A 24,662-nucleotide genomic window follows, 5' to 3' on the forward strand; every position below is an offset into this window, starting at 1 on the left:
AAAATAGCGAGTAGCGTGATTCTATGACCTGAGTCCTACTCACTATACTTTAAAAATGCTTCAATCTGTGTTTAATTCCAAGCTGACATTCTCCAGCCATTATTTCAATTCCATCTCACTATTTTTCACTTTTTTAAAGCTTCAATACCACTAAAATCATATGTATTAAATATTTAGTTAAGATCAGCCATCATTAAAAGCATGTTTCAATTTATTGATAATTGTATGCCATCAAAATTCTCCCAATCTTGTACAATCAATTAAGAAATTAATTTAATCAAAACTTTTACATACTCATTACAAGGATTGAATTCATGGCTTTCACCATTAAAACTCGCGAAATTCAGTACACTGCAGCAGATGGAACACATTTAATTGGATACTTTGCAGCACCTGAATCAGCAAAACCAGTCGCGGGGGTGATCGTTTCACCCGAATGGTGGGGACGAAATGAATATACTGAGCAGCGTGCACGAGAACTGGCTGAACATGGTTATGCGGCCTTAGCCATTGATATGTATGGTGATAAAAAAGTCACCACTGCCGTGCCTCAAGCCAGTGCATGGATGATGCAAACCTTTGAAGATCCTGAAACAATTGTGACTCGTGCGTCTGCAGGTTTAAGCACATTAGCTGCGCAAGAAGAAGTAAATGCAGATAAACTGGCAGCAATAGGCTTCTGTTATGGTGGCAAAGTGGTGCTTGATCTGGCACGTTCTGGTGCAAATCTACAAGCTGTGGTGACTTTCCATGCCAACTTGACTCCCAAAGCCCCTGCACAACCCGGACAGGTCAAGGCAGAAATTTTAGTGTTGCATGGTGAACTTGACAGCATGGTCAGCCTGGACGATGTGGCACGCTTTAAAGAGGAAATGCATGCTGCCCAAGTTGAGCATCAAGTAATTGTTTTTGAAGGTGCAAAACATGGCTTTAGCAACCCGCTTGCCGATGAGCGCGCCAAAGCCAATGGTGTTGATCTGGGCTATAATGCTGCTGCAGAACAACAAGGCTTATCTGCCATGTACGAATTATTAAAAAATCGACTTGGTGAATAATAATGCAGGTAAAGATAGTTTCGCTATCTTTACCCATCCAGTGATCTGGGTATTTTAAAAAGAGGATTCGATAATGACTGAAAAAAATTGTGCCTATTGCAACTTTGATGAATATGACATCATTGATAAAAATGATTTCGGTGTGATTTTGCCTGAACCACATGCTTTATCGAAAGGTCATTCCGTCATCGTTCCTCTACGTCATGTCAGCTCTTTTTTTGATATTACCGAAAATGAGCGTAAAAGTTTGATGTCCTTACTCGAGCTGGCCCGTAACGAGCTGCAATTACGCCACCATCCTGCGGGTTTTCATATTGGATTCAATGATGGTACGGTCTTTGGTGAAGCTTCGGAACATTTGCACATTCATATTATTCCGCGCTATGAAGGTCAAGCCTTGCAACTGGATGAACGCTGGGGCATGAGCAGTAAATAAAATATCGTTTTAAACGCTCATCCAAAATAAAAAAATGATGCTTCGGCATCATTTTTTATGTCGGGTGACAAGCACAGTGTCACGCCAATTTTCGTTATACTATTCATCTATCCCTCATACCCGGTTCACATGTCACAGTTTTCTTTTGCCACCGCCCTTCTTTCCTGGTTTGACGTGCATGGTCGTCATGATTTGCCTTGGCAAGTGGCAGATGATCCTTACAAGGTCTGGGTCTCTGAAATCATGTTACAGCAGACCCAGGTCAAAACAGTGCTGCAATATTTCGAGCGTTTTATTCAGCGCTTTCCGACTGTAAAAGATTTAGGCCACGCCAGTTGGGATGATGTCGCTCCCTATTGGGCTGGACTGGGTTACTATGCACGTGCACGCAACTTGCATAAAGCAGCAGGCATCGTGGCCCGTCAAGCGCATTTTCCCGCTACACGTGAAGCATGGATGGAACTGCCCGGGATTGGTCCTTCCACTGCGGGAGCATTGATGTCGCTGGGTCTGCGTCAGTATGGTGTCATTATGGATGGCAATGTCAAACGGGTATTGGCGCGTTTTTTTGCCATTGAGGATGATCTATCCAAACCTGTGCATGAACGTGCCATGTGGCAACTGGCTGAACAGCTTTGCCCCACAGAGCGCAATCATGACTACACTCAGGCGATTATGGATCTGGGGGCAACCATCTGTACACCGAAAAAACCGTTATGTTTATATTGCCCGATGCAAGCACATTGCAAAGCCCATCAACAAGGGCTGGAAACTGAACTGCCATTTAAAAAAGCCAAAAAGCCTGTTCCAGTAAAATCGGCACAGGTTCTGCTGATTCAGTCCGAGCAGCAATGGTTATGGCAACAGCGCCCGAATAGCGGCTTATGGGGCGGTTTATGGTGCTTGCCGATTATTGAAGATCCAACCGAGTTTACGGCACTCTGCCAATCTTTAGGACTCAAAAAAGTCCTTCAACGTGCTGAAATCACGCATAGTTTTACCCATTTTACCTGGCAACTGGAAGCCGTCTGCTTTGAAGTCGAAGCGGATCAGCAAGAACATCTGGCTATTGAACTGAGCGGCAGTTGGCTCAGCCCAGAAACAGTAACGAGTATGGGTATTCCTACGGCCATGAAAAAATTGATCTCTGCCGTGAATCTATGACATAGTCAGGCACTGTACTTCGAAGAATTTTCACATTAATTAGAATGAAAAAGGATGCACAGTGCGACGTTTGATTTCGACCTTATTGTTGGGTTTTAGCATTTTATGGATTGCTGCCTGTACTTCTAGCCCCCAAAAGCCTTCAACTACCCCACTGCCAGCCGAGCAAGTCAAAAAACTGAAAAGTATGCAGCTGAAATCATCCTTGCCTATTCCGGTACAGCATGTAAAAGCCAAACAGTTAAAGGATACTTGGGGAGCATCCCGCAGCAGTGGTCGTACCCATGAAGGCATTGACATCATGGCTCCACGTGGAACAAAAGTGTTTAGTGCAACCGAAGGCTTAATTGCCGACTTACGCAATAACAATTTGGGTGGTAAAGTGGTGTGGATTATGGGACCGGGTGGCTCTTGGCATTACTATGCACATCTTGATGAGCATAAACGCGGTTTAAGCGTTGGAGATTATGTCAAAAAGGGTGATCTGATTGGTTATGTCGGCAATACCGGCAATGCGCGGCATACCGCTCCCCATTTGCATTACGGCATTTATCTTGACGGTAAAGGTCGTGGCGTGGTCAATCCCTATCCGTATTTACGTTAATTTTTTAGGAACTATTCATGTCAGAAGCGTTGATCAACCGTTTGGTCGAATTTGCTGAATCAGGCAATCAACAGAAAATTGTTTTGGCGGGACAAACCTACCAGGGCTGGGTGATGGAAATTACCGAAGACGCGCTTTTGATCAGTACCGGTTTTGCAGAAAAAACCGGCAAAGACATGTGGATTCAGTTCAGTGATTTACCGCAAGCAGAATTGTATTACTGGGATAACCAGCAAGATCAATGGACCGAATTTAAACTCTAAACCATCCATGGAGCATCAAATATGTCGATTCAACGCTGTGGTTGGTGCTCAAATGATGCTCTTTATATTGCTTATCATGACCATGAGTGGGGAGTTCCCAGTCATGATGAAGCGCATTTATTTGAAATGCTGTGTCTGGAAGGTCAGCAAGCCGGTTTATCCTGGATTACCGTGCTAAGAAAACGGGACAGCTATCGGCAACATTTTTTCCAATATCCAATTGCCAAGATTGCCCAATTCAGTGATGCGGATCTGCAAGAGAAACTTAAAGATGCAGGTCTGATCCGGCATATCGGCAAGCTGACAGCGATTCGGGATAATGCGATTGCCTGGCAACATTTAATCCAGGAATTAAAACCCCAACAGCTGACTGTCAGTAACTGGTTATGGCATTTTGTTCAGCAGCAGCCACTTAACAATGATGTTGCGGATTACCGCCAAGCACCTGCCCAAACTGACATCAGCATTGCACTTTCCAAAGCCTTAAAAAAGAAAGGTTTTAAATTTGTGGGACCGACCACCTGTTATGCATTTATGCAAGCCGTCGGCATGGTCAATGACCACGAAAACCATTGCCATTTTAAAACATCTTGATTCATCGATTGGATTATAAAAGGATTTTACCATGAGCGATAACATCATTCAGGCCTATGCAGCCATGCAAGCCGGTGCAGCACTTGAAGCCTATCAGTTTGATGCAGGTGAACTACTGCCCCATCAAGTTGAAGTCAAAGTCGAATACTGCGGTTTATGCCATTCAGATATTTCAGTGATCAATAATGACTGGAGATCTTCAGTTTATCCGGTGGTGGCTGGGCATGAAATTATCGGTACTATCACTCAACTGGGTTCAGAAGCCAAAGGTTTGCAAGTTGGGCAACGGGTCGGGATTGGCTGGACAGCTGAAAGTTGCCAGTATTGCGATCCCTGTGTATCTGGTCAGCAAGTCATGTGTAGCGGTGAGAAAAAAGCGACGATTGTTGGTCATGCCGGTGGTTTTGCCGACAAAGTCCGTGCCGGCTGGCAATGGGTGATTCCCCTGCCCGAAGATCTGGATCCTGAAAGCGCTGGTCCACTACTTTGTGGCGGTATTACCGTATTTGACCCGATTCTCAAACATCAGATTCAAGCAATTCACCATGTGGGTGTGATTGGCATTGGCGGTTTGGGTCATATGGCGATTAAACTGCTCAAAGCCTGGGGCTGTGAAATCACCGCCTTTACCTCCAATTTAGACAAAACCGATGAACTGAAAGCCATGGGTGCAGATCATGTGGTTAATAGCCGTGATGGAACTGCACTGAAGGCCCAGCGCAGTAAATTCGATTTGTTACTCAGTACCGTGAATGTGACTCTGGACTGGCCTGCCTATTTAAATACACTGGCGCCTAACGGCACTGTCCATATGCTGGGTCTGGCACTTGAACCGATGCAAATTCCTGCCGGAATGCTGATTGGCGGGGCAAAATCGGTGACGGGCTCTCCCACAGGTTCTCCTGCTGCCCTGCGTCAGTTATTAAAATTTGCAGCACGTAAAAATATCGCGCCACAAATTGAAGTCTTCCCGATGTCACAGCTCAATGAGGCCATTGAACATTTGCATTCAGGCCAAGCCCGTTATCGCATTGTATTAAAAGCTGATTTTTAATTGCTTCTGGATTTTAATTAAAATGTGAATCTCATCTGCCAAGACTGGATGGCTTGGCAGATGACTCGGACATTACATCCATTCAATCCCTTATAAATAACTTGCTAGCTTCTGCGCCAGAAACTCGATAAACAGATGCACCCGTTTCGGCAGATGCTCTTGGCGATAATAGACCGCATGAATTTGTTGATACTGTAGCTGAATAGAGTCTTCAAATAAGGCCACCAGACGACCAGAACGCACATCCTCCTGAATCAAAAATTGAGATAAACAGCTGATCCCGATACCCTCCAAAGTCAGCTGTCGAACGGTTTCTCCATTTGAGGCCTTGATTTTAGGCTGAACCCTCACCTGTTCGCTATTGACCTGAATCGGCCAGGTATTTAAATGTGTCGGCTGGCTAAAGCCCAGTAAAGTATGGCTAGATAGATCGGCCGGAGATTGCGGTGTGCCATGTTGTTGCAAATAAGCAGGATTCGCCACCACATATAAACGGCTGCGACACAGTAATCGGGCATGCAGGCTGGAATCGTGCAGTTCACCAAAGCGGATGGCAACATCGGTTTTATGTTCCAGTAAATCAATCACCTGATCATGGTTGTTCAGTTCAATTTCGATATGCGGATAGTGCTGGATAAACTCCTGAATCAGCGGCACGATCACATGCAAAACAAATGGTGTGGCTGAATCCACCCGAATCAGACCGGCAGTATCACTATCCGATTTCAGCAAGGCATCTTCCGCTTCAGACAAATCATTTAAAATTTTACGGGCTTTTTCAAGAAACAGTTGCCCTTCCTGGGTCAGTTTAAGTTTACGCGTGGTCCGTTCCAGCAGGGTCACATGCAGCTTGTTTTCCAGTCGTTGCAAGGCACGACTCACCCCCGAAGTGGTCTGCCCCAGACGCTCTGCGGCCATGACAATAGAGCCACTATCGACAATGCTGACAAAAGCATGGAGTTCCTCAATGGTTGATTTCATCTGCCACTCATTTTTTGATTTTTAGTCAATAATATTTTGCAAATTAACGTATTTTTTAGCAACAATAAAAGCTTCAAAATTGCACTTATCTTCAAAACTTACAGATTGCATTATGATTGTTCCAAAATTTGGGATGGGCACCTTTCGTCTGTCCGGCCAAACTCTCATTGATTCAGTCACGACTGCACTTGAGGTCGGTTACCGTGCAGTCGATACCGCGCAGATTTATGCCAATGAAGCAGATGTGGGTCAAGCGATTGCTGAAAGTCCCGTTCAGCGGAATGATCTGTTTATCACCACCAAAATCTGGACTGAACATTATGCTCCGGAAAAGCTGATTTCGAGTTTAAAAGACAGTTTGCAGAAACTGCGGACCGATGCGGTCAATCTGACCTTGATTCATTGGCCGGCACCGAAACTGGGAGTATCTATTGCTGAAGTCATGCAGGCACTTTTACAGGCTAAACAGCAAGGCTTAACTGAACATATTGGGATTTCCAACTTCAATATTGAACTCACTCAGCAAGCCATTGAATGTATTGGGCGCGAGCATATTGCAACCAATCAAATTGAACTGAGTCCCTATCTGCAAAATCATCGTCTGATAGAATTTTTACAGTCACAAAATATTGATGTGACCTCTTATATGACCTTGGCTTATGGCAAAGTGCTGAACGATCCTGTGCTGCAGGAAATTGCGGCCCAGCATCAGGCATCGAGTGCCCAAATTGCCTTGGCGTGGGCCTTACAGCAAGGTTTTGCCGTGATTCCATCTTCTACCCAACGCGAGCACATGATGGCTAATTTTGCAGCTCAGGACATTCAGCTCACTCAAGAGGAAATGGCGGCCATCAGGCATTTGGAACGTAATGGCCGTGAGGTAAATCCGGAAGCATTGGCCCCACTTTGGGATGAAGATTAAGCGATGAAAATAAATTTTCCTTTACTGGCGCTGGCAATTGGCGCCTTTGCGATTGGCACCACCGAATTTTCACCGATGGGTTTTCTGCCGGAGATTGCACAGGACCTGAGCGTTTCCATTCCCCGTGCCGGGATCTTGATTAGTGCCTATGCCTTGGGGGTGATGCTGGGTGCGCCGCTGATGACGCTATGGCTGAGTCACTATTCCAAACGTAAATCTTTAATTTTACTGATGATGATCTTTACGCTGGGCAATCTTCTGGCCACGCTAGCCCCGAGCTATTTAGGCTTGATAGGTGCACGTATCATCACCAGTTTAAATCACGGCGCTTTCTTTGGTATTGGATCGGTGGTGGCAGCCAGTGTAGTGCCGAAAGACAAACAGGCCAGTGCGGTCACAATGATGTTTATGGGGCTGACCATTGCCAATATTGGTGGGGTACCGCTTGCTACCTGGGTGGGTCAACATATTGGATGGCGCATGGCGTTTCTGGGGATATCCCTGCTCGGTCTCATCACCATCTTCTCTTTATGGAAAGCGCTACCCGAAGGGCAAAGCAGCATGAAACCCAATGTCAGACAGGAACTGGGCGTTTTAACCCGTCTGCCTGTGATCTTGGCCTTGCTGACCACCGTGATGAGTGCGGGTGCCATGTTTGCCTTATATACCTATATTGCACCAAGCCTAAACAGCTTTACTCAGGCATCTCCCGAGCTGATTACCCTGATGCTGGTCTTGATTGGAGTCGGATTTTCCATTGGCAATCATCTGGGCGGTAAATTTGCCGATTTGTCTCTAGATAAAACCCTGATCAGCTTTTTAGTGCTGCTCATGCTGATGATGCTGCTATTTCCTGTGTTAGCGACCACTGCGATTGGTGCGGGATTGGCTTTAATCATTTGGGGTGCGGCGGCTTTTGCTGTAGTTCCACCACTGCAAATGCGGGTAATGTCAGTGGCCCACGAAGCGCCTGGCTTAGCCTCTTCCGTAAATATTGGCGCATTTAATCTGGGTAATGCCTTGGGTGCCATTGCCGGAGCGAGTGTACTGAATATGGGACTCAACTATACGGCAGTGTCCTTTGCGGGAGCAGGATTAAGCGCGCTGGCCTTGGTGCTGGTTTTAGTTCAGATGAAGCTTGTAGCCCAGAAGGAAATGAACGCCGCACAGTGTTCATAAAATAATGAAATCCAAAGTCCACCTGATGCGGACTTTGGATGCTGCGGATTAACGTAATACTTCGGGCAAAACAGGAATAGCCGTCGGTTTATTTAATTCCACTTTCATCTTTTGCAGCATTTGGTAAGGCTGCTGCTGCACAAACATATTTACAAAGGTTAAAGGAATAGAGCCTTCAGGATTGGCATAACCATAGGTCGAGACTTTGACTTTATTATTGGCCAGTTTCTGGAACGTCCAGTCGCCTTCATAATGAGTTAAGCGCACAAAATTGGGGTTTCTAGCATAGCCTTTATCCACGGCTTTATTTTTAATACTGATGATCCCTTGAGCATCTTTCACCATTTTTCCTTGCACCACCAAATCACGATCTTTCAGTGGAAAAGGAAAATCCAGCACCATATACAGTAAAAATTCGCCTTTTTTGTCATCTCGCGACAGTACCTTGACACTGCCCATATACGGCACCCATTTCACCGCATGATCGACATCTAAAATCAGGCCAACTGCTTTTTCTAAAGGAATATCGTAGGTGGTTTCCGCTTTGTATAAAAACACCGGGTTTTGACTATTTTGATAGGTCCAGACTTTAATATTATTTTTATTAATACTGAGCTTGGCATTATCGACAGGTTTAGCCTGTACTGTAGCCAACATCGCTACAGTACACGCCATCAATATCACTTTTTTCATTCCATTGATCTTCTTATTTTAATTTTGTTGTTTTGTTATAAATGATTTTGACAGATTTTTATACTTCAATCTCGTTAAAACCAAGTACATCTTTCATATCATATTTACGCGCTTCACGTCCCACCACCCAAGCAGCAGCACGTACAGCACCTGAAGCAAAGTTCATACGATTGGTCGCTTTATGAGTAATTTCAACGCGTTCGCCATCTGCAATGAACATTGCTGTGTGCTCACCGACAATGTCTCCACCACGAATGGTCTGAAAACCAATGCTTTTGCGCTCACGCGGACCGGTATGCCCTTCACGGCAATACACGGCATCTTCTTTCAGATCACGACCCAAAGCGCCCGCAATTGCCTCACCCATCATCAGTGCAGTACCAGATGGAGCATCGACTTTATGACGGTGATGCGCTTCAATCACTTCAATATCGACTGTATCACCAAACACTTTAGAAGCAAGTTCCAACAGTTTGATCGAAACGTTGACACCGACAGAATAGTTGGCTGCATACACAACCGGTGTTTCAGTTGCAGTGTCTTCAAGATAGGCTTTTTGTTCGTCATTCATACCAGTGGTACCAATCACGATGGCCACACCAGCTTCACGGCATAATTTTAAATGCTGTGCAGTAGCAACCGGTGCAGTAAAATCAATCACCACATCGCAATCTTTTAAGACTTCTTGCAAGCTGCCAACAACCTTGACCCCTACAGCCCCTATACCCGCGATCTCTCCGGCATCTGCACCAATCAAGCTGCTTTCAGGGCGTTCAACTGCTGCTGCAAGCTGATAACCCGCTTCTTTCACGGCTTGAATAAGGATGCGTCCCATACGACCGCCTGCACCTAATACACCAATGCGTGGAGCTGCTGACATAACATATTCCTAATGCTGATTCTAAATTGTTCTTACTATATCAAAACTCTGTAGCAAGACTAAGTTGCAAGCTCAAATATTTCATCCAAAATTTATCAACTTTACCTACTTATCTGAATATTCACCCAGCATACATGCGGCAGGCCTGTCACACGTCCGCACCATCCACGATGCAAACTTTAATCTAAAATAATAAATGCTTTAGTTGCAGATTTTCATCTCACTGTAAACATTACTACGCAGACTAGCGATCACGAATGATAAAAAGATGAATTATAAGGAGATCAAGATGCATTCGAAAAAAATTGCGTTCGCTGTTTTAATGGTAACAATGGTGACTACTGCTGCGTGGGCAGAGCCTGCAATTCAGGCAGGAGATACTTTAGAAAGCTTATCTCAGGTAAAAATAGATATTCGTACCCATAGTTCTACACCTGCTCAAACTGAAAATAATCAGCCAGCAACGCAGCAAAAACCGACCACGGAACCCGCAGCACAAATGGTCGATGTTGATGCGATTGATCAACCCATCGCCCAATAATGCATTCAGCGCAGATAAAAAAGGGTGATATTACGATCACCCTTTTTTGATTACTGCTCGAAATTAATCAAACAGACCAAAGAACGATTTTTTCTTCGGCGATGATTTGTTGTCATCACCTTCCATCGTTTCTTGCAATTCTTTCAACAACTCACGTTGACGTGCAGTCAGGTTGACCGGTGTTTCGACCACGACACGGCAAAGCAAATCGCCCTGCATGCTGGTACGTACCGGTTTCACCCCTTTACCGCGCAAACGGAACAGTTTGCCGGTCTGAGTTCCCTCAGGGATTTTTAAACTGACACGGCCATCCAGTGTTGGAATCTGAATTTCTTTACCCAAAGCGGCATCGGCAATGCTAACAGGCACATCCATATACAGGTCTGCACCATCACGCTGGAAGATTTCGTGCTCACGCACCACCACTTCCACGTATAGATCACCTGACTGGCCGTCACGAATGGCTTCGCCTTTACCACTTAAACGTACACGGTCGCCATTGTCCACACCGGCGGGAATGGTAACTTCAAGGGTTTGTTGACGGTCAGAAACACCTGAACCATGACATTTGGTACATGGGTTCTTGATGATCTTGCCTTGTCCACGACAGGTACTACACGTTTGCTGGACAGAGAAGAAACCTTGCTGCATACGCACTTGGCCAGCACCATGACAGGTTTTACAGGTTTCCACATCATTCGGATTTTTAGAGCCTTTACCATCACAGGCATCACAAGGTGCAGGAGCAGTAAAGGTAATAGTTTTTTTAACGCCCTTCACAGCTTCTTCAAGGGTGAGTTCCATCACATAGCGCAGGTCTGATCCACGACGTGCACGTTGCTGGCCACGGCCACCACCGCCAAATGCACCACCAAAGATATCACCAAACTGACTAAAAATGTCTTCTGCGCTGAAACCGCCACCGAAGCCACCGCCGCCCATGCCACCCTCAAACGCATTGTGGCCCATACGGTCATACATGCTGCGCTTTTCGCTGTCAGATAAAATTTCATACGCTTCTGCAGCTTCTTTAAATTTTTCTTCAGCTTCAGGGTTATCCGGGTTACGGTCTGGATGATATTTCATCGCCAACTTACGGTAGGCTTTTTTAATTTCATCATCACTAGCGGTTTTAGCGACACCCAAAACCTCATAATAATCACGTTTAGCCATGTCTGGCGATGCTCCTCACGGAATTTTGTTTAATACTTAACTGTGGAGTGAAATTGGGGGTCAAAACCAATTTTACAAGGGCAATACCGGAAAAAATTTATCCAGATTAGAAAACGGCTTTATTTTTAAAGAAACGGGAAATCCCTTTGAGCCAGGCATTTAATAAAAATAGAAAGGCGATCAAGCTAAACACCACACCGGCGACCGTACAGCCTGTCACCCAAAGTGCGCTATCCCAATAAAAGAAAATCAGCGGTATAAACCAAAGTGCAGCAAAGCAAACCAAAATTAAATAAATCGTAATATTACGCATCACCCAAAGCGCTTGGGCCTGAAGCCAGACTTCAACATCTTCAACTTGTGTGACTCTACGCGCAAACCAGTAAGCAAATATGCCACCGATCACAGTAAATAAAGCAAAGAACATGAAGACATAGGAAATCGCAATAGAACGGCGAAGTCGAATTAAGTTGTCTTGCGTCATGTGCTTTTTAACCCCATTTACCACACGATTTATTTTTTAATATGCAGTAAATTGCTTTATAAAAATGTATACAAATACCAGGTGCTACTATATTGAACTTTTCAATATTTCGCACCTGATTATTGACAAAATTTACACACTCTGACTATTTTTTTTCACTTTAAACCATTGTGCATACAATGCTGGTAAAAAGAACAGCGTGAGCAAGGTAGCCACAATCAATCCCCCCATAATGGCCACGGCCATCGGACCGAAGAAAATACTGCGTGATAAAGGAATCATCGCAAGTACCGCAGCCAGTGCTGTCAGCACAATAGGACGGCAACGGCGAACCGTTGCATCCAGAATTGCTGTCCATGGATCGTGTCCCGCCTGAATATCCTGCTCAATCTGATCAATTAAAATTAAAGAATTTCGCATGATCATGCCGGAAAGTGCGATGGTGCCCAACATCGCGACAAAACCAAACGGTTTGTTGAACAATAACAGGAATAACACCACGCCAATAATGCCCAAAGGTGCGGTCAAAAAGACGATAAATGCACGTGACATACTTTTCAGCTGGATCATCAACAGGGTCATCACCACAGCCAGAAAGAATGGCATTCCGGCATTCACCGAGCTTTGTCCTCGAGTTGACTCTTCCACCGTACCTCCGACTTCAACCAGATATCCGCTTGGCAATTCAGCACGCAATTGATCCATTTTGTCGGCGAGTTCCCCCACCACGGTCGCGGGCTGCAACTTGGTTCGTATATCGGCACGTACTGTAATAGTCGGTAAACGGTTACGATGCCAGATCAAACCATCTTCAAAGCCATATTCAATTTTCGCAATTTGCGCCAGAGGGACAGAACTTCCACTGGCTGTCGGTACCGCCAGACTGGATAAAGACTCGACATTGACCCGTTCGTTTTGATCACCACGCAAGCGAATTTCAATCAGTTCACGCTTTTCACGATATTGATTGATAGTTGCACCGCTAATCGAACTGTTTAAGAAATTGGCCAAATCTAGGCTAGATACCCCCATTTGACGGGCACGATCCTGATCGATATTTAAATGAATCACCTTGCTTGGCTCACCCCAGTCCAGATGCACATTGGTGTTATTCGGATCCTCCGCAATCACAGCAGCCACCTTGTGTGCCCATTGACGGACCAAGTGCAGATCTTCACCAGACACACGATATTGCAGTGGATAACCGACTGGCGGACCATTTTCCAGCAGTGAAACCCGAGTACGCACATCCGGCAGCAATTTACGAATTTGTTCATCCAGAGATTTACGGATTTCATCACGGTCATCCAGTGATGAAGCTAAAACTACAAACTGGGCAAAACTGGCCTGTGGCAGTTGCTGATCTAGCGGTAAATAGAAACGGGTTGAACCTGTGCCGACATAGGCCACATAGTTGTCGATCCCTTTTTGGGTCGACAGGAATTTCTCGACTTTCTTCACTGCGTGTTCGGTTGAGGTCAACGATGCCCCTTCTTCGAGTTTCAAATCCACCAGAATTTCAGCGCGGTTGGACGGCGGGAAGAACTGCTGCGGCACCAGTTTAAACATCAATACCGACAGTACAAAAATACCCACTGTGGTCGCAATCACGGTTTTACGATAGGTAATACATTTATTCACCAAGGCTCTAAATTTTTGGTAGAACCCGCTTTGATAAGGATCATGATGCTCACCGGCATGATGCACGACTGGCTGTGGTTCTGGCTGCTTGCGCAAACGGGCCCATAGACGCTGATACCACGGTGCTTTTTGGATCAGATCCTTATTAAAATCAGGTAGCAGTTTATCGCCCAGATAAGGAACAAACAGTACGGCGGCAAACCAGGAGACGATCAAGGCAATAGTCACCACCTGGAAAATGGAACGGGTATATTCACCGGTGCTTGAAGCCGCAGTGGCAATCGGTAAGAAACCGGCAGCTGTAATTAAAGTTCCGGTCAGCATTGGAAAAGCAGTAGTTTTCCAGGCAAAACCTGCCGCTTCTATCCGGCTATAGCCCTGCTCCATTTTCACCGCCATCATCTCGATGGCAATAATGGCATCATCGACCAATAAACCCAGTGCCAGAATCAAGGCACCCAGTGAAATTTTATGCAGACCGACATCAAACAGGTTCATACCGGCAAAAGTCATGGCCAGCACCAAGGGAATGGAGAATGCCACCACCAAACCGGTACGGAAACCAAGAGAGAAGAAACTCACCAACAGGACGATAATCACCGCTTCTGCCAGCACTTTCATAAATTCATTGACACTGCGTTTTACCGCAACCGGCTGATCAGACACTTTTTGCAGCTGCATGCCTAAAGGCAAAGACTTTTGCAAACGGGAAAATTCTGTTTCCAGGTTTTTGCCTAAAGCCAGAATATCTCCGCCTTTACGCATCGAAACGGCAATGCCAATACCGTTTTCTCCCATAAAACGCATCCGCGGTTGAGCCGGTTCACTAAAACCGCGATAGACCTCGGCGACATCGCCCAGTTGAATGGTTTTCCCCGCCACCAATAATGGCATTTGCTTCAGTTCATCGACACTGTTGAGCTGTCCACTGACCCGCATCTGAATGCGGTCCGTCCCTGTTTCAAAGAAACCGGCACTGGCCACGCTATTTTGCTGTTGTAGCGCTTGCTGAATGGCCGTGACTGGAATACCGAGTTGTGCTGCTTTGGTATTGGACAGTTCAATCCAGATTTTCTGGTCCTGTAAGCCCACCAGATTGACTTTCGCAACGTCCCTGACCCGTTGCAGCTGCAACTGCAAACGGTCGGCATATTCCTTCAATACCGCGTAGTCATAATCCTTACCGGTTAGCACATAAATATTACCGAAAGTATCGCCAAATTCATCATTAAAGAAAGGGCCTTGTACACCATTGGGCAATTGCTGTTTGATGTCTCCGATTTTCTTACGCACCTGATACCAGACATCTGGAATTTGACTGGAACGCAACGAATCTTTAGCCACAAAGGTCACCATGGACTCACCCGGTCGTGAATAGGCCATAATGCGCTCGTAGTTACCGGTACTCATCAATTCTTTTTCAATACGATCAGTGACCTGCAAGGAAACTTCTTGTGCAGTTGCACCCGGCCAATAGGTTTGGATCACCATGACCTTAAAAGTAAAGGGCGGGTCTTCACTTTGTGCCAGCTTGGAATAGGACACCATTCCGACAATGCCCAGTAACAGCATAAAATAAAGGATCAAGCCTTTATTTTTCAGTGCCCATTCAGACAGGTTATAACGAGATTCAGACTTTATGTCTTGCTTCATGATGTAGTCCCTGCCTGAATATGTACGGCACGATTTTCACGGTCAATCGGCTGGATTTTCTGTTTCTCACGCAGTAAGTGTACGCCGCCAATCACCACATAATCATCCGCCTTTAAACCGGATAAAACCGGTACGCTGTCACGACCATAGGCACCTAAAGTCACCGCAACTTTATGAATAGTCTGATCCGGTTTCACCACCCAGACATAGGCCTGCTGGTCATTGGCCGAAACGCTGGACAAAGGCACGCTAAGTACATTGTGTTCAATGTGACTAAAAAACACCCGTGCACTTTGCCCCAGCTGAATGGCGGCATTACCCTCACGCAAAGCGACTTTGACACTAAAAGTTCGAGACTGATCAGCTGCCGGAGAAATCTCTCGCACATAGCCGGCAAATTTATCTTCCGGTTGAGACCATAAGGTGACCCAAGCGGCTTGCCCGACTTTAATCTCTGAAATGGCCTGTTCAGGCACGCCAATCACCACTTCACGATCACCGGCAATCGCCATTTGATAGGCTACCTGACCTGCCGCAACCACCTGCCCCACTTCAATATTGCGCTCGGTTATCACGCCATTTTTATTGGCCATCAGCTGGTTATAACCGGTCTGGTTACTGCTGACTGCATAATTAGACTGCGCCTGTTTTAAGGACGACATCGCCGATTTATATTGGTTCTCTACCGCGTCATATTGCGAGCGACTCACGGCATTGATCGGCAGCAACTGCTTAAAGCGTTTCAATTCATCTTCAGCAATCTGTGCTGCAGATTGCGCACTTTCCAATTGCGCTTTGGCCGCATTCAGTTGCAGCTGAGCATCTTTGACATCCAGTTTTGCCAGTACCTGACCCACTTTGACCTGATCGCCGACATCGACATAACGCTCGGTGATTTGTCCGCCCACTCGAAATGCCAAAGCGGTTTGCTGGCGAGCCTGTACATCACCGGCATAACTTTTCTGTTCATTATGGCTACTGTTGGGCTGCGTCACCATCACAAACGGGACTTGTTCTGTTTCAGTTGCATCCGTGCTGCATCCACTTAAGGTCACACTGCAAACGATAATCATGCTGGCCACGGCAATCTTGATTGTGCTCATGAAGTTCGCTCTTATTTAAAAATGTTTTTTAGGGCAAAATAAGGAGTATCTTAAATTGATCGTTTTTTAATTAATATACTTATCGGTACATTAATTAGAACTATCGGGTCAAATCAATGACCTTTTTCATTTTTTTGGAAAAAATTGTGCAAATAAATGTGGGGCGCCCCAAAGACCTGGAAAAACGTCAGCGGATTTTAAATGCGGCAAAAAGCTTGTTTTTGAAATCTGGCTATCATGGTTCCAGCATGAATCAGATTGCCCAGGAAGCCGGTGTTACCAAACTGACGGTGTATAATCATTTTCAGGATAAAGCCAATCTCTTTGTCTGTGCCATTGCTGCCACCTGTGAAGAATTGATCAATGCCCGCCCCCTGCATTTACATGCAGACAGTGATTTTCATAAAGCCTTTACGTATGCCTGTGAACTGTCTTTGAATATCACCAATTTGCCTGAAGCCATCAAGCTGGAACTGGCCAATGAACAAAACCCGCTGGCACTAGAGTTTTACAATGCTTCGCATCTGCGCATGCAAGCCCTGTGGGAAAACTTCTTTCAACAGGCGATTGAACTGGGTTTTATCCAGACTGAAAATGTAAAAACCCTGACCTTACTGATTGTTTCCCTGTTATTTGGCATGCGTCATCATGAAGTCCTGCTGGGGATTCGGACTGTGCCGACTGCTGAGGAAAGGCAGCAGATTATTACCAGCAGCATTGAATTATTTATGCTGAAATATCAAAAAAAGGCTTAAGTATCGCTATTGTCACATAGTTTGATTTCGCCTACACAAACCCCTTTCAATCTTATTAAAAATTTGCGGCAGTGAAAGCGTCTAACCTAAAGAAGATGATTTTAATTTTAGAGTAACTAGGGTCTGTTGACACTTCATCTATGTTTGCGACTACGAGTATTTTTTAGGCGATACGAGGCGTGAAATACGAAATTTAGTCATTCTAAACGAGTAGTTCACAACGATAATAAGATAATAGTGACCTCAAATTTTTTCTTTTATTTTCGTGGCTTCTTCAACGGCACATGAATTGCTAGTTTTAGCAGCAACAGATTACATACTTTTGTATGCCCCTACTTGGAATGTCATCTAATCGGGGTATATTCAAAACAGAAGCCTAGGAGAATGAAAAAAATGATTCAACAAATTGATGCTCCACTGCGTGAGGATGTACGTTTACTTGGGAATTTATTGGGAGAAACCCTAAAGGAGCATGCAGGACAAGATTTGTTTAATCAGATTGAACAAATTCGTGCGCTATCCAAAGGCGCACGTGATGGCCAAGTGGAAGCCGAAAAACAGCTGGAACAACTTTTTTTAAGCCTGAAAGATGATGAAATTCTTCCGCTGACCCGTGCCTTCACTCACTTTTTAAATTTTGCCAATATTGCAGAACAATACAATGTGGTGCGTAGTCGCCGTCAAAGCGAGTTTGATGAGCATGCCCCTTCCCCAAATCCACTCGATCATCTGTTCCAGAAATTCAAGGATCATGAAATTTCGGCAGACACCTTATTCAAGCAAATTTGCGAACTGAACATTGAGCTAGTGCTCACTGCTCATCCCACCGAAGTCAGCCGCCGTACCCTGATTCAAAAATATGATGGCATTAATGATTGCCTGTTCAAGGCCGACCAACAAAAACTAACCCTACGTGAACGTAAAGCGGTACTCGAAGAACTCAAACAGCTGATCTGCTCTGCCTGGCAAACCGACGAAATTCGTCAGCACCGTCCAACCCCCGTCGATGAAGCGAAATGGGGCTTCACCACTATTGAACAAACGCTGTGGAATGCCGTACCTAAATTCATGCGTGAACTGGATGGCATGGTACAGGAACACTGCGGACAAGCCTTGCCACTGAATGTAGCACCCGTGCGTTTTGCTTCATGGATGGGCGGTGACCGTGACGGCAACCCCAATGTCAAACATAACATTACTCAGGAAGTCCTGTGGTTATCGCGCTGGAAAGCGGCGGATTTATACTTGCGCGATATTGAAGACCTGCGCTGGGAGCTGTCTATTCAGAACGCAAGCTATGAATTGATACAGGCACTGGGGCAGAGCCATCCGGAACCTTATCGTGAATATCTGCGTGATACCCGTGAGCGTTTAAAAGCCACCCGTCACTGGCTGGCGGAAAAATTGCGCGGTGCAGATGCTGACGATAGCCGGGTCATCAAAAGCAAAGATGAATTATTGCAACCGTTATTGCTGTGCTACCGTTCACTGATTGCCTGCAACTTGCCTGAAATTGCCAATGGCAAACTGCTGGACTTTATCCATCGCGTGAACTGTTTTGGCATTGAACTGCTGAAACTGGATATCCGTCAGGAATCCGGACGCCATCGTCAGGCCATTTCGGCCATTACCGAATATTTGGGTCTGGGCAATTTTGAAACCTGGACCGAACAGGCACGTCAAAATTTCTTGTTGCAGGAATTGCAAAGCAAACGTCCATTGTTGCCAAAGCATTTGAATGAACCCAAACAAAGCCTGATCGAACATCCGGATGTGCAGGAAGTCTTTGCAACCATGCGGACGCTGGCAGAACAGCCGGAAGAAAGTCTGGGTGCGTATATTATTTCCATGGCAGAATATCCGAGCGATGTGCTCGCGGTGTTACTGCTGCAAAAAGAAGCCGGCATCAAGCACCCGCTCCGTGTAGTGCCTTTATTTGAAACGCTGAAAGATCTGGATGGCGCAGCCAGCACCATGAATACCCTGTTCAATATGCATTGGTACAAACAGCATATTCAGGGCAAACATGAAGTGATGATTGGCTATTCAGATTCGGCCAAAGATGCCGGATTCATGTCGGCCAACTGGGCGCAATATCGCGCGCAGGAAGAACTGACTGCAGTGGCAAAAAAACATGCCGTGCAACTCACCCTGTTCCATGGCCGCGGCGGTTCAATCAGCCGGGGTGGCGCACCGACCCAGCAAGCGCTGTTTTCACAACCACCAGGTTCGATTTCCGGTGCCATCCGTGTGACCGAACAGGGGGAAATGATCCGCTTCAAGTTTGGTCTGGAAGGCATTGCGCTGCAAAATCTGGAGATTTATACCGCTGCCACTTTAGAGGCGACCTTACTGCCACCACCCGTACCTAAGGATGAATGGCGTGAGTTGATGCACAAAATGACTGATTTATCGGTACAGGTCTATCGTCAAACCGTGCGTGAAAACCCGCATTTTGTGAAATACCTGCGTACTGTTACACCAGAACTTGAATTGCAGATGCTGCCTCTTGGTTCACGACCAGCAAAACGTAAAGTCAGCGGTGGCATCGAGTCTTTACGTGCCATTCCCTGGGTATTTGCCTGGACCCAAATCCGTTTGATGCTTCCAGCATGGCTGGGTACCGGCGCTGCGATTAATCAGGTGATTGACCAAGGCTACAAAGAAACGTTGGATGAAATGCTACAACAATGGCCGTATTTCCAGACCCTGATTGATATGCTGGAAATGGTGTTATCCAAGGCAGACAGTCATGTCGCCTTGTATTATGAATCGCATTTGACCGATGATCCCGATTTAAAAGTGTTGGGTGAACAGCTGCGTCAACGCTTGAAAGATGCGGTACAAACCCTGTTAGCCTTAAAAGGTGAATCCAAACTGCTCAGTAGCAATGAAGTGCTGGATCAGTCTATGCGGGTGCGTAAACCGTATTTGTTGCCGCTGCATTTATTACAGGCAGAACTGATGAAACGCCGCCGCCGCTATTTGGTCGAACGTCAGGCTGAACATACGCCAGTCGATCATGCCCTAATGGTGAGTATTGCCGGGATTGCAGCCGGACTGCGTAATACCGGTTAAGTTCTGATTTTCCTTCAAAAAAGCACATTTTTATAATGTGCTTTTTTTTTAACCACACGGTCAAAAGATTGATGATATTTTTTATAAATAAAATAAGAAATATTTATGAATCCTTCAACAGATATTCATGCCGATTAACTGTTGATTTCACATTATTTTTAAATATAAAAACTTTTACCATGTGGTAAAAACTTTTGAAAAGTCATAGCATTAGTTTGAACAAAATTTTGTTGCAATGATTAAATCTTCCAAAAAAGAAGCGTATGATGTGCACAATTTATTTTTAGAGTGCTCAAAAAATGTCCAATTGGTTTCCCAAATGGCGCCCGTACGAAGGCAGTATCGATGCACGTCCTGTAGGTACCAATGAATACCTGCCACCTGCACAGAGTGTTGTATTGGGGATACAACATGCCTTTGCCATGTTTGGTGCGACCGTACTTGCGCCCTTTTTGATGGGTTTTGATCCTAATCTGGCCATTTTAATGTCAGGGATTTGTACCATCCTGTTTTTCTTCATGACTGGCGGTCGTGTTCCCAGTTATTTAGGTTCCAGTTTTGCCTTTATTGGCGTAGTCATTGCCGCAACCGGTTATGCTGCTTCCGGTACTGGAGCATTAAATGCCAATTTAGCCTTGGCCGCTGGCGGGATTATGGCCTGCGGTGTGCTGTATGCCATTTTTGGTTTTATCGTGATGGCAACCGGTACGCGCTGGATTGAAAAACTCATGCCGCCTGTGGTGACAGGTGCCGTGGTGATGATTATTGGTTTGAATCTGGCACCGGTAACAGTAAAAGGTGTGGCAGGTAATAACTTTAATATGTGGATGTCACTGGTGACTGTGCTGTGCATGGGTTCGATTGCAGTATTCACCAAAGGTTTATTGCAACGTCTGCTGTTATTGGTGGGTTTATTGCTGGCTTACCTGACTTATTACATTGTTTCCAATGTCATGGGCTACGGCACTCCAATCAATTTCACCCCGATTCAACAAGCCGACTGGTTTGGTATTCCGACCTTCCATTCCCCTGTCTTTGATGCCAATGCCATCCTGATTATCGCACCAATTGCCTTGATTTTAGTGGCGGAAAACCTGGGACATATTAAAGCGGTGGGTGCCATGACCGGTGAAAATCTGGATCCGCATATTGGTAAGGCCTTTGTCGCTGATGGTTTGGCCACAACTTTATCGGGCGGTGTGGGTGGCCCTGGTATGACGACTTATGGAGAAAATATTGGCGTGATGGCGGTGACACGTGTCTATTCCACCATCATCTTTGTGTTTGCCGGTGTGTTTGCCGTGTTCTTGGGTCTATCTCCAAAATTCGGTGCGATCATTCATACCATTCCAACTGCGATTTTAACGGGTGCCTCTATTGTAGTTTTTGGTTTGATTACCATTGCCGGTGCAAAAATCTGGATTGAAAACAAGGTTGATTTCTCTAAAAACAAGAACCTGATGGTGGCTGCTGTGACCATTATTTTAGGGACTGGTGACTTTGCCCTGCAATTTGGTAACTTCAACTTAGGCGGTATTGGGACTGCAACCTTTGCAGCTTTAATTCTGAACTGGTTCTTTAGCTTAGGCGATAAATCAGAATAATAATTTAAAAATATGAAAGCAGCCGCAAGGCTGCTTTTTTTATCACGGAGATAAAGAAAATTTTAGTATGATGAATGCAATTTCAGTAAGCTGGCCCACTGTACATGCGTCTCGACTTTTTTGATCTACAGCTGTTCTTGGATATTGTGGATACTGGCAGTTTGACCAAAGGTGCCGAGCGTTCTGCGATTTCCCTACAAGCGGCCAGCGAACGGATTAAAAAAATCGAGCAGCAGTTTGCTGTGCATTTATTTACCCGGCATGCATCAGGCGTCAAACTAACCATTGCCGGACAGACTTTTGCCGCTCAAGCTCAGTTACTGATTCAGCAAAGCCAACAGCTGCAACAACTGATGGCGACTTATGCTGAAGGTGTCAATTCACACATGACCTTGTGGTGTAATTCCTCAGCTCAAAGTGAATATCTGCCCCTCCTGCTGCCGCAATATCTGGTGGAAAATCCACATATCCAGATTGAATTAAAAGAAGCGGAAACCAATGATATTATTCAGGCGCTAGAACAAGGCACGGCGCAACTGGGCTTAATTTCGAGTTTTTTTGATTCCAAAAATCTGCAAACCCTCGAATTTTCAGAGGACCCCTTAGTACTGGTGTGTCCAATGAATCATGAACTCACCCATCAGGCTGCACTGCAACTGGTGGATGTCTTACATTATCCCTTTGTGGGTTTGATGCAATATCATTCCCTGCAACAGTCCATTGAAGCCCAGGCCAAATTACTGGGCTGTGCCATTCAGTACCGTTTACGTTTACCCAATTTTGCCGCGATTGCCCAAGTGGTGGCCAATGGGGTCGGCATTGCGATTATGCCGAAACGTGCTGCGCATCGTTTAAAAAACGTGTATTCATTTCAGCAGATTGAACTGACGGGTGACTGGGCCAATCGCAAACTACTCTTGGCAGCGAAAAACTTTGATGCCTTGCCGGTGTCTTATCAGCATTTCAGCCAGTTCTTGCTTTCCGAGAAATCTAAACTGTCTATTTAGTATTATTTTTCAGCCCTTTAAGCTTTTTCAGCAGCACAGTTTAAATCACGCCAAACTGATGGAGCACCATATAGCCTCCAAAAATGACCAGACCACAAAAGAATACTTTACGAAATTTTTGTTCAGGAATGCGATAACGAATTTTGGTGCCCAGCCACATCCCCAATAATGCCGGGAACAAGGCGATTAACGACATTTTATAGTCCATCGGGATATTTTCGACGGGGTTTTGATGCAGAAAAACCGCCAGACAAATGGTTGAAGTGGTAAAAGCCAAACCGAGTGACTGGACCAGATCATCGCGTTTTAAGTGCAGCGACTGCAAATAAGGGACTACAGGAATAACCACAACCCCTGTGGCCACGGTCAGTGCACCGCCCAGATAGCCGATAATGGGAGATAACCATTTTTCATGTGGCGCCAGATTGGGCATATTTTTAGCGAACAAGCCGTACAAACCATACAGGGCCAGCATGCCACCGAGCAGCGCTTCACTTTGAAATTCCCCATGTCCCAAGGTCGGAAAAATGCTCCAGATCGAACCCACAATAATGCCAAGCAATAAGGGCCAGAAACGGCGAACCAGTTTTAGCACCTGCCCTTCTGCAAACAGTTGCCAAAAATTGGTCACCATAGATGGTACGATCAGCAAGGTTGCCGCTTGAAAGGGGCTGATAAAAATCGTCAATAAGCCCATTGAAACAGCAGGCAACCCCAGTCCAATGGTGCCTTTAATCATACCAGCAATGGTAAATACCCCTATGACAAAGCCAATCATATTCCGCCCCTGTTAAATCCTGAGCTGATCATAGGCAACTTACAGTGATTTAAAAATCACTGTTTTCAGGAGCAAGCCTCAATCAAAAATTGAGGCTCTTGTGATGGATTTTTAATAGAGTTAATTTTTCTATGAATACCGATAAAACCTTTAGATTTGATTAATAATTAAGCAATCGATTACTTGTTTACATAAAAATTTGATCAATTTTTCTGATATTAATAAGTTTTACTTAACTATTTGTTTTATAAATTATCCATTGTCACATTTTCGCCATTGCTTCTTCAATTTTTGGGTTTCTAGGCTGTCGTATCCGCTTTATGGAAACCTCAGATAGGTGGATTTTTAAGCACAAACTGTTTAAAGTACGCGCTCCACATCAAGCTCATGCTATGTAATAACATAGCATTTTTAAAATTTAAGGAAAAAATATTGGTATTTCAGTTCTGAAAAATGCTGTCTATTTTTTTCTAAAAGCAATTGAAGATAAGGTAGAGATTGAACAATGATTTATGATGTACATCATAGCAATATGATTCAAGCTGCAGACCAGAACACTGCAGTGATTTCCAGAAAATTTCAAGCGAATCAAGCAGGTGCAGGCGTTAAAAAACCACAAAAAAATACCAGTAATGCTTATCTTGATATCCGTAAATTCACGCAAAAATTAGTCAATATTTCATCCGCCACCAGTACGGCCAAATGTGCTCGAAGCATCCGCATTGCATTACAGTCGGCTGGTGCCAAGATTATCAACCATCCTGTGGCAGCTTCAGATTGGGGGCATACCCTGAAGACGATTGGTTATAAGCAGATTCAACCTTCATTTGATCAACCACATGAAGGTGATATTTATATTATCAAAAGAACGCAAAAACACGTTTATGGGCATATTGCGGCCTATACCGGTCAACAGTGGGTATCTGACTTCAGACAAAAAAGCCATGCGGTTTATAAAGATGATCAGGTCAGCTACACCTATTACCGCATGGTGTAATGGATTGATTAACTGGCAATTTC

General features: G+C 45.1%; 23 protein-coding genes. 15 read left to right on the top strand and 8 right to left on the bottom strand.

Annotated elements, in window-relative coordinates:
• Positions 1-314 precede the first annotated feature (314 nt).
• The 7 genes from FB6_RS13200 (at position 315) to ahr (ending at position 5,170) form a co-directional block, all read left to right on the top strand.
• Positions 315-1,055 (top strand): dienelactone hydrolase family protein, encoded by a 741-nt coding sequence (locus tag FB6_RS13200; protein WP_174560421.1) that lies wholly within the window; start codon positions 315-317, stop codon positions 1,053-1,055.
• 73 nt (positions 1,056-1,128) lie between these two features.
• Positions 1,129-1,491, top strand: coding sequence for an HIT family protein (locus FB6_RS13205; protein WP_174560422.1), 363 nt, complete (start codon positions 1,129-1,131; stop codon positions 1,489-1,491).
• Between the two features lie 129 nt (positions 1,492-1,620).
• Entirely contained in the window at positions 1,621-2,655 is a 1,035-nt protein-coding gene (gene mutY, locus FB6_RS13210; protein WP_174560423.1) for an A/G-specific adenine glycosylase, read from the top strand.
• A gap of 61 nt (positions 2,656-2,716) precedes the next feature.
• Positions 2,717-3,259, top strand: a complete 543-nt coding sequence (locus FB6_RS13215) for a M23 family metallopeptidase (RefSeq protein ID WP_174560424.1) — start codon at positions 2,717-2,719, stop codon at positions 3,257-3,259.
• Between the two features lie 17 nt (positions 3,260-3,276).
• Entirely contained in the window at positions 3,277-3,522 is a 246-nt protein-coding gene (locus FB6_RS13220) for a hypothetical protein (protein ID WP_174560425.1), read from the top strand.
• A gap of 21 nt (positions 3,523-3,543) precedes the next feature.
• Positions 3,544-4,116, top strand: a complete 573-nt coding sequence (locus FB6_RS13225; protein ID WP_174560426.1) for a DNA-3-methyladenine glycosylase I — start codon at positions 3,544-3,546, stop codon at positions 4,114-4,116.
• Positions 4,117-4,147: 31 nt separating this feature from the next.
• Positions 4,148-5,170 (top strand): NADPH-dependent aldehyde reductase Ahr, encoded by a 1,023-nt coding sequence (gene ahr, locus FB6_RS13230; RefSeq protein ID WP_174560427.1) that lies wholly within the window; start codon positions 4,148-4,150, stop codon positions 5,168-5,170.
• A gap of 90 nt (positions 5,171-5,260) precedes the next feature.
• Here the strand turns inward: ahr and FB6_RS13235 are convergent, their stop codons facing one another.
• Positions 5,261-6,151, bottom strand: coding sequence for a LysR family transcriptional regulator (locus FB6_RS13235; RefSeq protein ID WP_174560428.1), 891 nt, complete (start codon positions 6,149-6,151; stop codon positions 5,261-5,263).
• A gap of 109 nt (positions 6,152-6,260) precedes the next feature.
• On the opposite strand from FB6_RS13235, the gene dkgB reads away from it, so the two are divergent.
• Both dkgB and FB6_RS13245 read left to right on the top strand, forming a co-directional pair.
• Entirely contained in the window at positions 6,261-7,073 is an 813-nt protein-coding gene (gene dkgB / locus FB6_RS13240; RefSeq protein ID WP_174560455.1) for a 2,5-didehydrogluconate reductase DkgB, read from the top strand.
• 3 nt (positions 7,074-7,076) lie between these two features.
• On the top strand, positions 7,077-8,252 hold the full coding sequence (locus FB6_RS13245; protein WP_174560429.1) for an MFS transporter: 1,176 nt from the start codon (positions 7,077-7,079) through the stop codon (positions 8,250-8,252).
• A 48-nt stretch (positions 8,253-8,300) separates the two neighbouring features.
• Here FB6_RS13245 and FB6_RS13250 read toward each other — a convergent pair whose 3' ends face one another.
• Together FB6_RS13250 and dapB are read right to left on the bottom strand one after the other, a co-directional pair.
• Complete coding sequence (locus FB6_RS13250) at positions 8,301-8,945, bottom strand: START domain-containing protein (protein ID WP_174560430.1); 645 nt, start codon at positions 8,943-8,945, stop codon at positions 8,301-8,303.
• A gap of 58 nt (positions 8,946-9,003) precedes the next feature.
• Positions 9,004-9,825, bottom strand: a complete 822-nt coding sequence (gene dapB, locus FB6_RS13255) for a 4-hydroxy-tetrahydrodipicolinate reductase (protein WP_174560431.1) — start codon at positions 9,823-9,825, stop codon at positions 9,004-9,006.
• Positions 9,826-10,114: 289 nt separating this feature from the next.
• Here dapB and FB6_RS13260 point away from each other — a divergent pair, with 289 nt between their 5' ends.
• On the top strand, positions 10,115-10,366 hold the full coding sequence (locus tag FB6_RS13260; protein WP_254592245.1) for a hypothetical protein: 252 nt from the start codon (positions 10,115-10,117) through the stop codon (positions 10,364-10,366).
• Positions 10,367-10,429: 63 nt separating this feature from the next.
• Here the strand turns inward: FB6_RS13260 and dnaJ are convergent, their stop codons facing one another.
• The 4 genes from dnaJ to FB6_RS13280 all read right to left on the bottom strand — a co-directional run bounded on the left by dnaJ (position 10,430) and on the right by FB6_RS13280 (position 16,420).
• Positions 10,430-11,539, bottom strand: a complete 1,110-nt coding sequence (dnaJ, locus tag FB6_RS13265; protein ID WP_174560432.1) for a molecular chaperone DnaJ — start codon at positions 11,537-11,539, stop codon at positions 10,430-10,432.
• A 106-nt stretch (positions 11,540-11,645) separates the two neighbouring features.
• Positions 11,646-12,023 carry a hypothetical protein gene (locus FB6_RS13270; protein ID WP_174560433.1) on the bottom strand — a complete coding sequence of 126 codons (378 nt, stop codon included), beginning with the start codon at positions 12,021-12,023 and terminating at the stop codon, positions 11,646-11,648.
• Positions 12,024-12,155: 132 nt separating this feature from the next.
• A complete protein-coding gene (locus FB6_RS13275; protein ID WP_174560434.1) occupies positions 12,156-15,317 on the bottom strand; it encodes an efflux RND transporter permease subunit in 3,162 nt (1,053 codons plus the stop codon).
• The gene (locus tag FB6_RS13280) at positions 15,314-16,420 is read right to left on the bottom strand and encodes an efflux RND transporter periplasmic adaptor subunit (protein WP_174560435.1); all 1,107 of its coding nucleotides are present in this window, start codon (positions 16,418-16,420) and stop codon (positions 15,314-15,316) included. Before FB6_RS13280 ends, FB6_RS13275 begins: the two co-directional genes overlap by 4 nt.
• A 146-nt stretch (positions 16,421-16,566) precedes the next feature.
• On the opposite strand from FB6_RS13280, the gene FB6_RS13285 reads away from it, so the two are divergent.
• The 4 genes from FB6_RS13285 (at position 16,567) to FB6_RS13300 (ending at position 22,864) form a co-directional block, all read left to right on the top strand.
• Positions 16,567-17,175, top strand: a complete 609-nt coding sequence (locus tag FB6_RS13285) for a TetR/AcrR family transcriptional regulator (RefSeq protein WP_174560436.1) — start codon at positions 16,567-16,569, stop codon at positions 17,173-17,175.
• 393 nt (positions 17,176-17,568) lie between these two features.
• On the top strand, positions 17,569-20,253 hold the full coding sequence (gene ppc, locus FB6_RS13290; protein ID WP_174560437.1) for a phosphoenolpyruvate carboxylase: 2,685 nt from the start codon (positions 17,569-17,571) through the stop codon (positions 20,251-20,253).
• Positions 20,254-20,552: 299 nt separating this feature from the next.
• Positions 20,553-21,857, top strand: a complete 1,305-nt coding sequence (locus tag FB6_RS13295; protein WP_174560438.1) for a solute carrier family 23 protein — start codon at positions 20,553-20,555, stop codon at positions 21,855-21,857.
• Between the two features lie 104 nt (positions 21,858-21,961).
• Positions 21,962-22,864, top strand: coding sequence for a LysR family transcriptional regulator (locus FB6_RS13300; protein WP_174560439.1), 903 nt, complete (start codon positions 21,962-21,964; stop codon positions 22,862-22,864).
• Between the two features lie 40 nt (positions 22,865-22,904).
• On the opposite strand, the gene FB6_RS13305 is transcribed toward FB6_RS13300, so the two are convergent.
• Positions 22,905-23,642, bottom strand: a complete 738-nt coding sequence (locus FB6_RS13305) for a sulfite exporter TauE/SafE family protein (protein ID WP_174560440.1) — start codon at positions 23,640-23,642, stop codon at positions 22,905-22,907.
• Positions 23,643-24,147: 505 nt separating this feature from the next.
• Between FB6_RS13305 and FB6_RS13310 the strand changes: the two genes are divergently transcribed.
• Positions 24,148-24,639, top strand: a complete 492-nt coding sequence (locus FB6_RS13310; protein ID WP_174560441.1) for a hypothetical protein — start codon at positions 24,148-24,150, stop codon at positions 24,637-24,639.
• Positions 24,640-24,662 lie beyond the last annotated feature (23 nt).

This window comes from Acinetobacter bouvetii (assembly GCF_902753875.1).
Lineage (GTDB): Bacteria > Pseudomonadota > Gammaproteobacteria > Pseudomonadales > Moraxellaceae > Acinetobacter > Acinetobacter bouvetii_A.

Coding starts and splice junctions, on each gene's coding strand:
- FB6_RS13200 (WP_174560421.1), top strand. CDS start 315: ATGGCTTTCACCATTAAAACTCGCGAAATTCAGTACACTGCAGCAGAT.
- FB6_RS13205 (WP_174560422.1), top strand. CDS start 1,129: ATGACTGAAAAAAATTGTGCCTATTGCAACTTTGATGAATATGACATC.
- mutY (WP_174560423.1), top strand. CDS start 1,621: ATGTCACAGTTTTCTTTTGCCACCGCCCTTCTTTCCTGGTTTGACGTG.
- FB6_RS13220 (WP_174560425.1), top strand. CDS start 3,277: ATGTCAGAAGCGTTGATCAACCGTTTGGTCGAATTTGCTGAATCAGGC.
- FB6_RS13225 (WP_174560426.1), top strand. CDS start 3,544: ATGTCGATTCAACGCTGTGGTTGGTGCTCAAATGATGCTCTTTATATT.
- ahr (WP_174560427.1), top strand. CDS start 4,148: ATGAGCGATAACATCATTCAGGCCTATGCAGCCATGCAAGCCGGTGCA.
- FB6_RS13235 (WP_174560428.1), bottom strand. CDS start 6,151: ATGAAATCAACCATTGAGGAACTCCATGCTTTTGTCAGCATTGTCGAT.
- FB6_RS13245 (WP_174560429.1), top strand. CDS start 7,077: ATGAAAATAAATTTTCCTTTACTGGCGCTGGCAATTGGCGCCTTTGCG.
- FB6_RS13250 (WP_174560430.1), bottom strand. CDS start 8,945: ATGAAAAAAGTGATATTGATGGCGTGTACTGTAGCGATGTTGGCTACA.
- dapB (WP_174560431.1), bottom strand. CDS start 9,825: ATGTCAGCAGCTCCACGCATTGGTGTATTAGGTGCAGGCGGTCGTATG.
- FB6_RS13260 (WP_254592245.1), top strand. CDS start 10,115: ATGCATTCGAAAAAAATTGCGTTCGCTGTTTTAATGGTAACAATGGTG.
- dnaJ (WP_174560432.1), bottom strand. CDS start 11,539: ATGGCTAAACGTGATTATTATGAGGTTTTGGGTGTCGCTAAAACCGCT.
- FB6_RS13270 (WP_174560433.1), bottom strand. CDS start 12,023: ATGACGCAAGACAACTTAATTCGACTTCGCCGTTCTATTGCGATTTCC.
- FB6_RS13275 (WP_174560434.1), bottom strand. CDS start 15,317: ATGAAGCAAGACATAAAGTCTGAATCTCGTTATAACCTGTCTGAATGG.
- FB6_RS13280 (WP_174560435.1), bottom strand. CDS start 16,420: ATGAGCACAATCAAGATTGCCGTGGCCAGCATGATTATCGTTTGCAGT.
- ppc (WP_174560437.1), top strand. CDS start 17,569: ATGATTCAACAAATTGATGCTCCACTGCGTGAGGATGTACGTTTACTT.
- FB6_RS13295 (WP_174560438.1), top strand. CDS start 20,553: ATGTCCAATTGGTTTCCCAAATGGCGCCCGTACGAAGGCAGTATCGAT.
- FB6_RS13300 (WP_174560439.1), top strand. CDS start 21,962: ATGCGTCTCGACTTTTTTGATCTACAGCTGTTCTTGGATATTGTGGAT.
- FB6_RS13305 (WP_174560440.1), bottom strand. CDS start 23,642: ATGATTGGCTTTGTCATAGGGGTATTTACCATTGCTGGTATGATTAAA.
- FB6_RS13310 (WP_174560441.1), top strand. CDS start 24,148: ATGATTTATGATGTACATCATAGCAATATGATTCAAGCTGCAGACCAG.